This is a genomic window from Desulfomarina profundi (assembly GCF_019703855.1).
GTDB lineage: Bacteria > Desulfobacterota > Desulfobulbia > Desulfobulbales > Desulfocapsaceae > Desulfomarina > Desulfomarina profundi.
In genome coordinates, this window is record NZ_AP024086.1 from 2,100,299 (window position 1) to 2,113,305 (window position 13,007).

Sequence of the window (13,007 nt, forward strand, 5' to 3'; positions counted from 1 at the left end):
TTTAAAATATTTTTGGTGTCAGCACAGTAACTGCCAGGGCAAGATTTTCAGAAATACCAAAATTCCAATTTATCAGTGATAATAAATGGTAATTGTATCACCGACACCTCTTACTCTGACCACATGGGGTACCGGACTCCGACCAAAATTCACCACGGAAGCAAGGCCGGATTTGATCATCGTTTTTACACTGGCACTATTGAGTATCGTATTTAACTGATTTCTCACTGTATTGGTGACATAGTCCCGCAGAAAAATTCTGATGAATCCATTCAGCCCGTGAAAGCTGCCGGAAACCCGCGCATCAATGACCGGAACATTAATATCAATTGCACCATAGCTCAGAGTACCACTGGAAACTGTTGGAGTCAGTGCAACATCAACGGAAAATGATTCCAGGTCTATATCAGGAATAGCTTCGTCATCAAAGTTACCCCCGCTCACCCTGCCAAGTTTTATCTCGGAACTTCCACTGTTGGGAAATTCAATATGTATCACAATCTTACCATCACGAATTTGAATTACCCCATTGGCCGATGTGATATGGTCGATATATATAGCATACCGACTCTCAATGTTGATTGTATGATGTGTTCCCGAAACTCTGCGGCTCTCCCTGACGACATAAACAGGTGACGGAATATCAAAGGTATATTCCCCGCCCCCGGTTATCCCTTCAATTGTAAAATTCATTCTTGAATCATCACGAATTTCAGGCAAACCACCGCGCTCGGGAAGATAGTTGTTCAGTTCTATCTCGATGGTTGTTAAAGGAGTCAACAGAGAAAGCAGACTATGGGAGAGCTCAATGGTTCTGGTTTCCCAGTTATGAAGAAAATGTTGAAGATCTGTACCGGCAATCAGTACCGGATAATGTGGATAATAAAGGCTGACATCTATCTGCATGGTAGGATAATCAAGGAGAATATCACGAAATTCGTTTAAAGATATTGTTCCAAGCTCCACTGTTTCTCCAGGCGCTATGGCAACAGGTTCACTTGAAAACACACTGTTTGAGACCTGATTGCTGCTGTGAGGCCTGATAGCACGAATTTCATATCGGACAGAAACAGGGCTTTCCAGAAAATCACCATCACCATCGTTTCGCGCCAGAATTCGCGCAGTCATTGATTCACTGTCTATCACAGGAGGCAGTACAGTCAGATCCGGCCTGCGCACTCTCACAGTGAATTCCCTGCTCTCTGTAATTGTTCCGGTCACGTTTGCTGAATTCGATTGGGCCTTGGCAGTCAAGATATATCTTGTATCCTGAGTTGGATGAAAACTGTACTCTCCATCATACGTTCTGGTTCCATCCGAAGCCGTGTGATAGGCCCCTGTCCGCACAGGAGAAAGAAGAGAACCACCTTCTATAAAGGTTTCCACGTTGTTAACATCATGAAGTTCCACCGACCATTTCAGAGGTACTACTTCTCCTGCTACAATAGTCATAGAGTCGGGAGACGAACTATTATCTCCTGGTTGAAAAACAAGACCTGTTGTATCCTTCTTCTCTTTAAAATAGAGGATTTTCATACCGGGTAACCGATCCAACAGGGAAGATCCAAGAGCAGTTGTCCTGTTATCACCGGTCATTTGATCAGCTGCAGCTATTGAAGCAGTCGGAAATTTGATACGCTTCTTTGAGGATCTCTTTTTTTTCTGTTGTACAAACGCTTCTCCGGAATCAGGCGTTTCCGGCAGCCGCATTGAAGGTTTAAGATATACGGAACGCTGAATAGTAAGGCCTCTTCCGGTAATCCTGACCTCTACCTTTGCAGGTTGAGTCAAATGAATGCCGCTATGGAACTCGACCTGCCCCTGGGGTCCATTCAGGTGACGTAACGACCTGTCAACCTTTACAAATGGCCAGGTTTTATGATTTTTCTGTGCCGATATAACAAGCCTGGCAGATGACAGCTGTTCATTTGTCAGCTTTGCCTTACCCTTCTTTTTTATTATTACAATTATTTCGTTGCGTTTTTTCTTAATGGAACTGATCTCAAGAGGTGGAATTGTCGGGAGTGCTTTGACAGGTTTTATTCCGTCTGACCCGCGGGGAAGAGGATGGGTCCGGGAAGATTTTCCACCGGACTTTTTTTCGTTTTCTGTTGAACTGTACCTCTGCAGTTTGCTGGTCTCTTTACCAGAACAGACAGGTGTTATTTTTTTTCTCAGTTCATTGTTGATTTCATTGCTTTCCCTGATGATTTCGGTACTGTCCACAACTGCTGTAAGTGACACGGGTTTTTCAATCAGGATTCCGGTTTTGACTGAAAGTAAACGATCGGGAACCGCCAACACCCCTCTCGGATCGTATTTGGAAACAGGAAGTATTATTTTTTTCTTTCCCATTCGTACAAGCAGTCTGTTCAGGCGAAGATCTGCAGATGATATCCTCTTTTTACCACTGTTTTTTATAAGTATTGTCAAACGACATTTTGAATCAAGTTTCAGGTCTTTGACCAGTATGTCCGGTAACATTTCCTGTCGTGACATTTTCTTTTTTTTATCTGATCCATGAGATAATAAGGCTGAAGCCTGTTTTTTTCCTGCCGCTAATAACTGGCCATCTCCTTTTGAGATATTGAACGTAAAAATAATAACAGGAATCAAACAACGTATAAGCAGCATAAACATGTTTTCCTCCGTAATTTTTTTGGTGTGAACAGTAAATATCCTCCAGCAGAACCGGTACCTTTAAACTGTGAAGTAACAGACAGTTCATCAAGGTAGAGACTGTTGATGTTGTTGATCGACTTCTCTTTCCGGTAACTTAGTTCGATCCATGTACCTGGAGATTTTTTTCTTTTTCAGTAATCTTAAAATGATTATCACTCCCCACAAAACTCGTAGTTACTTGATAAAAAGAAAGGTTATTGCTGAATAGCAAATGGTTGTTTCATTCAGAGATGACAAAACTGTTTTTATTTGTCAGAATTAACAGACGTTGAAAAAATCTGTGCTGGAATAAGCGGGTGAATTCAGTCAGGGAATGACAACATGAAACCTTCAATCAGTCTGGAAGATCAACAACCACCTCCCTACCACCGTAACCATGAATAAGATCATGGGCCCTAACTGTAACTTTCCTGATCTTCGCGTCTATCTTCACCCCGGTCAGGCTTCGACGAAAAGGCTGTTCATCCACATGTGGATGATAGAGTGTTCTGGTTGCCAGAACATGACCGTCAGGGGCAACCACAACCCATTTATCGGCGTAGTGCTTCCAGCCTTCATCGTGGTGAGAAACAGTAACCGCAAAATCATAGACTGTACCCGATCTCTTCACTTCCACCCGAACAACATCTGCTTCTCCAGCCATGGCAACTGAAGAACTGAGACAAAAAAGAATTATAATCACCAATATCCTGATCACCCTCACCTCCCCGAAAAAAGAATCCTGATTAGGCCACATTTCTATTCAGCACAGACGGCGCCATCTTCTCCTATTGCCAGATCATCATATCCGTCATTATCAAAATCCCCTGCAGCAAATGCGGTTGCGAAAAATTCATCTGGTCCCAGAAAAGAGAAACACAACCCGTTTATTGTCTTTTTCATGACAACCTCACGAAATCAGAAAACCGCAAGAAAGGATCAATTTTAGAATGTTCAGATATGAACAGCACTGGAAAAACGGAATGAAGAAAGGGTAATACTACAATTATCTCCTTATATCTGCAATGTTTTTTGCAAAACGTCAATAATAAATAGAACGGAATCAGAAAAATTTTTTTGGGAAAACAGCCTCAGTCCCTGCTGCATCGACGTCAGGCTGATTCCGTGCAAAATCAGAATGTCTTTTCTCCCTCCATAACCAGAAAACTCTGCCAGCTGCTCCATTCCATGTTTTTATCTGCCCTGAAACGGATATGGTACAATCCACTCTCAAGCAATGAAAGATCCAGCAAAACAATTTCATTCTCATGCCTGAAACTGTGACATGGGTTTTTTATTTGTTGAAACATCTGACCAATCCCTGGACGATAGTGGAGTTCAAAATCGATAATCTGTTCATCATTCCTTTTAAACCCCACGGTAACATCTGATGTTCGCCAGATATGCTTGACAGGCAGAATTGTCACAGACTGTAATGATGACAATTCTTCCCGGTTGAAAGCTTCAAGCTCACTGTCCCGGTAATGCAGCTGTAGACCATCAGTACAAATAATTTCACCTGAACTCATTTTCTGATGTTCACATATATCTCGATATTTCTGAGCATGAACAATAACGGAGAATAACAGAATTAAAACTGCGGAAAAAAATAATATATAGTGGCCGGCAATGTATTTATCAGAAGGGTTTCGATCCGTTTTCATTGTTTACTCTCCAGGCAGGTAAATCAGTCCAGGTTATCCCCCCTGCATCATTCCTCTTACCTGTAAGTATCATTCAACCTGCGAAAGGTTCAAAAAATCGACTGTCAGTTATTCTGTTTCAGAGACAGCATAAAATCCCGCCAAACCGGGGCGGCAGCAGTCCCTCCACTTTCCCCGTGACCGAGACTCCTGTTGTGATCGTTGCCGAGCCAGACTCCACTGGTCAGTTTACCATCATACCCGATAAACCAGGCATCACGATAATCGTTTGAAGTACCTGTTTTTCCTCCTCGCACACCAGGAACAGACCTGACCTTCCGGCCAGTTCCCCGATGAATCACCTCAGCCAACATGGACTGCATCTGATGCAGTTCTTTCAGGGACATGATTTTCCGTCGAGGTCGTCCATCGGAAAACCGGCGGACTTCTCCGTCTGTCATGACAATCTTATCAATGAAAACAGGAGGTGAACTTGTACCGTTTCCGGCAAACACATTATAGGCGGCTGTTATTTCCAGAAGTGAGACATCTCCCGCACCAAGGGCCAGAGAGAGATCAGCTGGCATGGCTGAAGTTATGCCGGCCTTTTCGGCAAAAGCCATTACACTCTTCACCCCTGTTTTCTGCAGCAGTCTCACCGCCGCCGCGTTATAGGAGTATGCCAGGGCTGTTCTCAGGTTAACCCTGCCATGATATTTTCCGGAATAGTTGCCCGGCTGCCACAGTTTTCCATTTCGCCCCTGATTGACACAGGGGAATCATCAATGACTGAATCGGGTGCCCATCCCTTCTGCAGTGCCGTCGCATACACAAATGGTTTAAAAGTGGATCCGGCCGGCCGCCTCGCCTGAGTTGCCCTATCAAATGGGGATTTAACAAAATCAATGCCACCGACAACAGCACGCACACGACCACTGGCAGTTTCAATGGCCACCAATGCACCCTGGGGCTGGATCGCACCCTTTCGACCGGATTTTTTCTGCCGTTCCAGGGAACGTCTCACACCTTTTCGGAGGGCACCAACGGCTTTAACCTGCATCCTGCTGTCAAGATTTGAGTAAATATGGGCCCCAGCCTGCTGAAGAGGCATCCCGAGTACAGCTCGGGCCCGCTTCTTCACCACCTGCAGGTAGTAATTGTCCGCTGAAGAAATGACATGTTGTCTTTTCCTGAGATGTACTGGAGCAAGATATGCATTTTTGGCCGCTCCGGCACTGACATAACCGTCTGCCGCCATCCTGTTGAGGACATATTTCTGCCTTTTTACAGCCCTTGGAAGATGATTAAAAAGGGAATACCGGCTCGGCGCCTGGGGCAGGCCGGCCAGAAGGGCGCATTCCCCCAGAGTGAGCCGGGATGCCGGTTTATCAAAATAGGTCCGAGCTGCCGCTTCCACGCCGAAGGCACCTTCACCAAGATAGATCTGGTTCAGATAGATATAGAGGATTTCTTCCTTGCTGAGCAGCCTGTCAATTCTCCAGGCCAGCACTGCCTCCTTGAATTTTCTCACATAGGTTTTTTCCGGAGAGAGCAGCAATGATTTTGCCACCTGCTGTGTAATTGTGGATCCTCCCTGCCCCCTGCCCCCTTTACGAAAATTATTGACCGCTGCCCTGAAAACTGAAACAACATCCAGTCCGGGGTGTTCAAAAAACCGTCCATCCTCGGCAGCTACAAAAGCCTTTGGCAGGTGGGGTGACATGGCTGAAAGGGGAATGACCGTTCTGTTTTCAACAAACATCCGGTCAACAACCCTGCCATACCGGTCATACAGCACCGTTGCCTGTGACGGCTGATAATTCGCCACATTACGTATATCCGGGATATGAAGACTGACCAGAACATACAGCAGTCCTCCCAGAAACAGGCTCTGAAGAAAACAGATCAACAGAAAAAAGGAAAAGATATGCTTCTCATTGTAGATCTTTCTTCGAATCCTGGTTTTTCGAGCCGGAAGCCTGCGATCTGTTTTCTTTTTTTGAGTTGCCACTATTGATGTACTGATTGTAATGTTTTAACTTTACATGAAAGCCAAATCCTACCATCTCATTCTTAACTATCAACAAGAATTCACTGTCATCATGTCAAAAATTCGCATTCTCCCTGAGCAACTGGCAAATCAGATAGCAGCGGGAGAGGTCGTGGAACGGCCTGCTTCCGTAGTCAAGGAACTGGTGGAAAACAGTCTCGATGCCGGAGCCGACCGTATCGAGATTGAAATTGAAGGCAGCGGTACACGTATGATACGTGTAATTGATAACGGTGAAGGCATGGACGAAGATGATATTCTTCTCAGTATTGAGCGACACGGCACCTCGAAAATCAATACCGAGAAAGACCTCTCTGCCATAACCACTCTCGGATTCAGGGGAGAAGCCATCCCCTCCATAGGTTCAGTATCCCGTCTCACGATTATCTCCCGCCCCCATGGAAAAGAACTCGGAACCCGTGTGCTCGTGAATTACGGCAAACTGCTTGAAGTTACAGAATACGGCAGTCGCTATGGCAGCTCCTTTGAAGTACGAAACCTTTTCGGCAACACTCCGGCCAGGAAAAAATTTCTCAAAACACAACGTACTGAGCTGGCTCATATTGATGAAACAGTTAAAAATTATGCTCTCTGCTCACCCGATATCACCTTTATTCTCAGGATAAACAACAGGGAAACATTGCATCTGAGCAACACCTTGTCTCCCCGGCAGCGTCTGACCCGTCTGATTAATTACCATGGAGAATTCCTGGAAATCAATCACAGTCAGGGACAATCACAGGTCCAGGGCTACCTCGTTCCCCCGGACAAGGTATCCGCAGGGCCGTCAAAACTACGTGTATTCGTCAATAACCGGGCTGTCAGAGACAGGATGATTGTTCATGGGGTGGCAGAAGGTCTCAGAAGTTTTCTCATGAAAGGGAAAAATCCGGCTGGTTTCATCCACCTGACCCTGCCTGCAGAAGAAGTTGACGTCAATGTTCACCCGGCCAAACAGGAAGTCCGCTTCCGCCAGGCTGCCGATGTGCACCGGCTCATCAGCAGCGGGGTCTCCAATGCCATGGAAAAAGAACAGAATCGTCTACGGGCCCACGTTTTCGGCGGTGAACGACGTGCCGCAACCACCCGCATTCCCATAGGAGTCGAAGAGAGAAAAACTTCCGATTCCCCGGAACCATTTCATATGGAACCTCTCCCTTTTGAGCGCGTGGAAAAATCAGATGAGCACGAATCATCCATACCACTGCAAGAGAATGGTATAATCACCACCTCGGAACCCGCCCCAACCCCGCTACCCCCTGTTGAAAATGAAAAAGTCCTTACGGAAAACGATGTGTCCACAGGGAAAAATGGTCATAATCTTAGAATTATAGGCCAGTTTGATGATCTTTTTATTTTCTGCAGAAACAGTGAGGGACTACTGGTCATTGATCAGCATGCGGCCCATGAGCGCCTTCTCTATGAGAAACTGAAAAAGCAATATGTGGAAAACCGGATCCCGAAACAGAATCTTTTATTTCCTGAAACTGTCGAGCTGTCACTGGTACAGATTCAGCTCGTTGAAAAACATGGAGAACAGATTGAAAAGATGGGATTTTCCATCCGGGAATTCGGGGAAGCTCCTATATCATCTCTGCCATTCCTGCATTTGCTGTAAACATCAACCCGGCCGCACTGTTCAATGATATCCTTGAACAATTCGGGGGGAAGGAAGAGGTGGAGGGCTGGTCGATACCATTCTCGCAACCATGGCCTGCAGGGCTGCCGTCAAGGCAGGTACCGAACTTTCAGAACCGGAAATCAACAACCTGCTGGATGAAATGGCGGCAGCCGATCTTTTTTCCCATTGTCCCCATGGCAGACCTGTGGTGAAACAGTTCAGTACGTTGGAGGTAAAAAAATGGTTTCACAGGGCATAACCATCGGCAGACAAGTTTTTTTCTCCATTCTCTGTCTGCTGTCTCTTTTTTTAACAGGGTGTGCCAAACCTCCCGTTGCCAGAATAATGGAAACAACCGCCTATTGCGGCTGTTCCTCCTGCTGCGGCTGGGAAAGAGGCAGTTACCGTTACCTGAAACTCGATTTCTGGAATAAATATGTGAGCCATGGCCCAGAGGCCGGCAGACCGTACAGTGGGAAAACAGCGTGGGGCACCTTCCCGCGTGAACCGGAGGAAGGACTCTTTTCCATGGATTCCCTCTACCACCCATGGATGATTCCTGTACGAATACTTCTTTTCCCCTGGTATCTGTTGCCGGAAGACGGTACTATTGCTGCAGATACTCGTTATTACCCTTTCGGAACACGGATGTATGTCCCCGGCTACGGCTGGGGCAGGGTTGAAGACAGAGGGAGTGCCATCAAAGGTAAGTCCAGAATTGATCTCTATTTCGGCTCCCACAATGACGCACTGGCCTGGGGCAGACGCAGAGTCCGGGTTATTATTGAAAAATAAGGTTCTAAGAGCTAATACAATCTTTTCTTTCAGCAGGATTTATGACCACGAAACCATCTTTAACAATAATCGGCGGCGGACTTGCCGGCTGTGAAGCTGCCTGGCAGGCTGCATGCAGGAAGTGCAGAGTAACACTCATTGACATGAAACCGCATACCTTCAGCCCCGCACATAACAGTGAGGCCCTGGCTGAACTTGTCTGCAGCAACTCTTTCAGATCAAACGACCTCCATTCCGCTGTCGGACTGCTGAAGGAAGAAATGCGACGTTGCAACTCTCTTATCATGACTGCAGCCGAAAAAACAGCCGTTCCCGCCGGCAAGGCTTTGGCTGTTGACCGGGAACAGTTTGCAGGAAAAATCACTGAAGAAATGGAGAAGCATCCTCTTATTGAAATCATCCGGGAAGAAGTAACCAGAATGCCGGAAGAATCTTCTTCTGTAACCATTCTGGCAACCGGACCACTGACCAGTGAACCCCTGGCTCAATCCCTTGCGGAACTGACCGGCAGGGAACGTCTGTCATTTTATGACGCCATAGCTCCCATTGTCTACGCCGAATCCCTGGACATGAACATCGTCTATTGTAAATCACGTTATGATGATGGCCCGGGCGATTACCTGAACTGCCCCATGGACAGGGAGTCCTATCTTCAATTTATTGAAGAACTGGCAAACGGAAAATATGTTCCCCTGAAACAGTTCGAGGAGGCAAAGTATTTTGAAGGATGCCTGCCGGTGGAGATTATCCTCTCCAGGGGAGTGGACACCCTCCGCTATGGTCCCATGAAACCTGTGGGTCTGGAAGACCCGAAAACAGGGAAAATACCCTATGCAGTGGTCCAGCTCCGAAAGGAAAACAGGGAGGGAACAACCTATAACATGGTTGGTTTTCAGACTAAACTGACATACAGGGAACAGAAACGGATTTTTCGCATGATTCCTGGCATGGAACAGGCTGAATTTGCCAGATACGGCTCCATTCATCGTAATACGTTCATCTGTGCCCCGGAACTTCTGGAACCCACCCTGCAGTTCAAAAAACGACCGGATCTGCTTCTTGCGGGTCAGCTTTCCGGAGTTGAAGGCTATATTGAATCAGCCGCCATGGGTATGCTTGCGGGAATAAACGGTGCCCGCCTTTCTACCGGACAGTCTCCGGTTGTACCTCCACCGGAAACCGCCCTGGGAGCCCTTATCAGTCACCTGACGATGAGTGAAGCAGAAAAATTTCAGCCATCCAACGTCAATTTCGGTCTTTTTCCTCCGTGGAAGAAAAAAGTTCCGAAGAAACTGCGGCCGAAACTGCGCGCCCAGGCCGGACTGGCTGAACTGGAGCTCTGGATGCAAAAAGAGAATATATAATTCCCCTGTTCTTTTCTGATCTCCCATGAAACCCGGCTAGGCTGAATTTCTTGGATAACCAGAATATTTTTATAACCGGAAACCTTATCAAAATGCTAAGAAAAGTTCTTCTCGTAGATGATGATCCTATTTTGCTGACAGCTCTGGAGGCAGGGCTTTCGAGCTTTCATCATTCCTTTGAAGTCATCACGGCAAATGACGGTTTTGAAGCAGTCAAAATTCTGGAGGAAATTGCTGTTTCCCTGATAGTCATCGACCTTGTCATGGTTCGGATGGACGGGATAAGTCTTTTACAGCATGTCCGTGAACACTACCCTGATATCTCTGTAATAATCATATCGGCAATGGAAACAAAGAAGATGCAGGAACTGGTATCGGGTGATGATATTGCCGGGTATCTGTCAAAACCTTTTGATATCAACAGCCTTGGCCGGATGATCCTCACTCCCCTCGAGAGTGAAGCCAGGGATGGCATCATGCATAATATCACTCCAGCTGTATTTCTCCAACTTATGGAAATGGATGCCAAAACCTGTACAATTCGAATCCTTGATAAAATGTCACAAAAGGGAGGAATACTCTATTTCCTTGACGGAATTCTACTGGATGTCCGTATTGGCAGACAGACAGGAATCGAGGCAGCCTACACACTTTTTACCTGGGATGAGGTCACCATCTTTATAAAAAATACATGTGTTCCCCGCGCCAACAATATCAACAGTGGTTTACAGCCGATAATTATGAAAGCCGCCGGAATGAAAGATGAATCACTTGTACCGGTTTGTGCACGGGAAGACACTGCTGATACCTCAAGGGAGCCAGCATCGCCTGTATTAAAAAAACTCTCTCAATATTGCGAAGACAGCCTCCTCCCCATACCTAACAGGGCAACGACAGCTTTGGAACAGATGATAAAGATGGGCGCAGATTATGGCTTTGGCAGTTTTCGAGGGGGATACCTGAAAAATGACGGCAAAAATGACAGAGTAATCGCAGTAGAAAAGCAGCCGTTGATGCTCACTGTCAAATCTTCCACTGAAAAAAAGGAAATTGACGCTATTATTTTTGATTTAGGGAAAAAACAGAAATAAGCTACTTGCCATATGCAGTTATCACCTGCTGAAGTTCAACCCCCGTCAGAATCTTCTCGAACTCGATATGGAGAGAATATTCATTTCCGATCAGATCATGGCCACGGACTGCTACCACGATACCGCTCCTCCTGAAAGATTCCCCGGAAACATCAAAGAAAACCTGTACCTTTTTTTTCAACAGGGCCGAAGCCTTTTCCTTTTTTGAGACATGCAGGGTAAACGAAACTCCTCCTCTTGAGATATCCAGCAGTTCTCCTTTCACCCGTGCGCCAATTACAGAACCATTCTCTGTAAGAATGGCAACTGTGACTCTCCCGGAAATAATCTTCCTGTTATATTGTCTTCGTGATCTTTTTGTAGTTCTGAACACCGTTTCAGGCGCCTGGAAACCATTACAGTAGCTGAGCAACCTTGATTCAAGAGCGGGACAGCTCTCATTCAGAGCGGTCAGGCCAGAGCGGGGCAACAACGACAACCCTGCCCCTCTGCTCCTGGCGTTCATGGTCCAGACAGAGCTTTCAAAAAACGATTCCGCGCCAAAAATTTCCCCCGGCCCCAGGGTTCTCAAAATCAATTCCCTGCCTTGGCTGCGGGCAAAGAGCTGGACCCTGCCACTGTTAACAAAAAACAATACGGCAAGATCCTGTCCCTGTTCGGCTATAATCTCTCCCTCGGAATATTTCCTGGTTTCCATTGCATGGTAGAGAGCAGCAAATTCTTCCCTTGTAAGAAAATCCGCGAGTTTCTGCCAGATGACAATATATTCCTTGCTGATGGAGCTGCTTTTTTCTTCTTCTATAATTTCTGCAGCCTGGATAATGGCTGTGATAGCCATCGAATCGATCTCCATCAGCCACTCACGGAATTTTTCTGCAAGATCGAACCTTTTTTTGCCGGCAGTTATTTTTATCTGCTGCAGAAGAGTTGCAATGGCCTTATCCTTCTTTCCCTGATCCAGATATGTCTGTATTTTTCCACTTTCAGGTAAGGCTTTCCAGTTTTTGTTGACTGTTTTGCGGACAGAACAACCGGATCCATCAGATACACCTTTAATTTCAGATTTTTCCGGAGGAACACTGCCGCCACCACTCCTACTGGTTTTTGCCAATTGCTCCAATGACTGACTGGCCGCTTCAGACACCTCACGATCACTGTCTCCGACACGCCCGATGACTTCCCGCAAAACTTCAGTCGCCCCGTCGTACATACAGTATTCAAGGGTTCTGCAGATAAAGAGAAGGAGCATCCTCCCCTCTTTACTCCAAAGCTGGTTTTCCTTTTTCAATAAAGAAACCAGAGCCCGCCCCACTTCCGCATCTGCGAAAGGTACAAGCTCCCTGACAACCCAGGGTCTTGCGGGGCCGGCAACCTCTACCAGCAATTTTAAAAGTATTTTTTTGCAGATCCTGCTATCAGATATCTTTTGCCGGACATTGTCACAGGCATTTTTTATTTTCTCAAGTTGTTCCGTTGAATGCATGGTTACAATCACATGCCCGGCGGAAGTTGAACAGAAATAATACAACCCTTTTTCATACCGAAACTCCGCAGATAACGGAGTATCGAATTCGGCAATAATTCTGTTCCATACTGCTTTTTTTCTTGAAGATGAGACCTTGTTATCAGCCGAATCAAGAAAGAGAATTTCCCCATGCAGGGAGAGAAGAGCCACCTCCAGCACCGAATCGAGGCGCGATATATTTTTCAGAAACGTCAACATGCAATATATGATAACTCTTTCATTTACCAGAATTCAATGCAATTCAGAAGGAACTTACC

The 13,007-nt window shown here is 46.1% G+C and carries 12 protein-coding genes; 5 read left to right on the top strand and 7 right to left on the bottom strand.

What is annotated here, in order from left to right; translation table 11 throughout:
* Nucleotides 1-72: 72 nt before the first annotated feature.
* The 6 genes from LO777_RS09690 to LO777_RS20045 form a co-directional block, all read right to left on the bottom strand.
* Entirely contained in the window at nucleotides 73-2,499 is a 2,427-nt protein-coding gene (locus LO777_RS09690) for a hypothetical protein (RefSeq protein ID WP_228857277.1), read from the bottom strand.
* A gap of 517 nt (nucleotides 2,500-3,016) precedes the next feature.
* Entirely contained in the window at nucleotides 3,017-3,418 is a 402-nt protein-coding gene (locus LO777_RS09695) for a hypothetical protein (RefSeq protein ID WP_228857278.1), read from the bottom strand.
* A gap of 2 nt (nucleotides 3,419-3,420) precedes the next feature.
* The gene (locus LO777_RS09700) at nucleotides 3,421-3,564 is read right to left on the bottom strand and encodes an FG-GAP repeat protein (RefSeq protein WP_228857279.1); all 144 of its coding nucleotides are present in this window, start codon (nucleotides 3,562-3,564) and stop codon (nucleotides 3,421-3,423) included.
* Nucleotides 3,565-3,794: 230 nt separating this feature from the next.
* The gene (locus LO777_RS09705) at nucleotides 3,795-4,190 is read right to left on the bottom strand and encodes a hypothetical protein (RefSeq protein ID WP_228857280.1); all 396 of its coding nucleotides are present in this window, start codon (nucleotides 4,188-4,190) and stop codon (nucleotides 3,795-3,797) included.
* A 239-nt stretch (nucleotides 4,191-4,429) separates the two neighbouring features.
* A complete protein-coding gene (locus LO777_RS20040; RefSeq protein ID WP_329955736.1) occupies nucleotides 4,430-5,050 on the bottom strand; it encodes a penicillin-binding transpeptidase domain-containing protein in 621 nt (206 codons plus the stop codon).
* Nucleotides 4,999-6,315: a transglycosylase domain-containing protein gene (locus LO777_RS20045; RefSeq protein ID WP_268907541.1), complete on the bottom strand. Its 1,317-nt coding sequence runs from the start codon at nucleotides 6,313-6,315 to the stop codon at nucleotides 4,999-5,001. The genes LO777_RS20040 and LO777_RS20045 overlap by 52 nt, the downstream gene beginning before the upstream one ends.
* A 91-nt stretch (nucleotides 6,316-6,406) precedes the next feature.
* Here LO777_RS20045 and mutL point away from each other — a divergent pair, with 91 nt between their 5' ends.
* From mutL to LO777_RS09735, 5 genes are all read left to right on the top strand, one after another.
* Complete coding sequence (mutL, locus tag LO777_RS09715; protein ID WP_228857281.1) at nucleotides 6,407-7,972, top strand: DNA mismatch repair endonuclease MutL; 1,566 nt, start codon at nucleotides 6,407-6,409, stop codon at nucleotides 7,970-7,972.
* A 91-nt stretch (nucleotides 7,973-8,063) separates the two neighbouring features.
* Nucleotides 8,064-8,234: a hypothetical protein gene (locus LO777_RS09720; RefSeq protein ID WP_228857282.1), complete on the top strand. Its 171-nt coding sequence runs from the start codon at nucleotides 8,064-8,066 to the stop codon at nucleotides 8,232-8,234.
* Nucleotides 8,216-8,770, top strand: coding sequence for a 3D domain-containing protein (locus tag LO777_RS09725; RefSeq protein ID WP_228857283.1), 555 nt, complete (start codon nucleotides 8,216-8,218; stop codon nucleotides 8,768-8,770). The genes LO777_RS09720 and LO777_RS09725 overlap by 19 nt, the downstream gene beginning before the upstream one ends.
* A 41-nt stretch (nucleotides 8,771-8,811) precedes the next feature.
* Nucleotides 8,812-10,134, top strand: a complete 1,323-nt coding sequence (gene trmFO / locus LO777_RS09730) for a methylenetetrahydrofolate--tRNA-(uracil(54)-C(5))-methyltransferase (FADH(2)-oxidizing) TrmFO (RefSeq protein ID WP_228857284.1) — start codon at nucleotides 8,812-8,814, stop codon at nucleotides 10,132-10,134.
* A 92-nt stretch (nucleotides 10,135-10,226) separates the two neighbouring features.
* The gene (locus tag LO777_RS09735) at nucleotides 10,227-11,225 is read left to right on the top strand and encodes a response regulator (protein ID WP_228857285.1); all 999 of its coding nucleotides are present in this window, start codon (nucleotides 10,227-10,229) and stop codon (nucleotides 11,223-11,225) included.
* Nucleotide 11,226: 1 nt separating this feature from the next.
* On the opposite strand, the gene LO777_RS09740 is transcribed toward LO777_RS09735, so the two are convergent.
* Nucleotides 11,227-12,948 carry a Crp/Fnr family transcriptional regulator gene (locus LO777_RS09740; RefSeq protein ID WP_228857286.1) on the bottom strand — a complete coding sequence of 574 codons (1,722 nt, stop codon included), beginning with the start codon at nucleotides 12,946-12,948 and terminating at the stop codon, nucleotides 11,227-11,229.
* Nucleotides 12,949-13,007 lie beyond the last annotated feature (59 nt).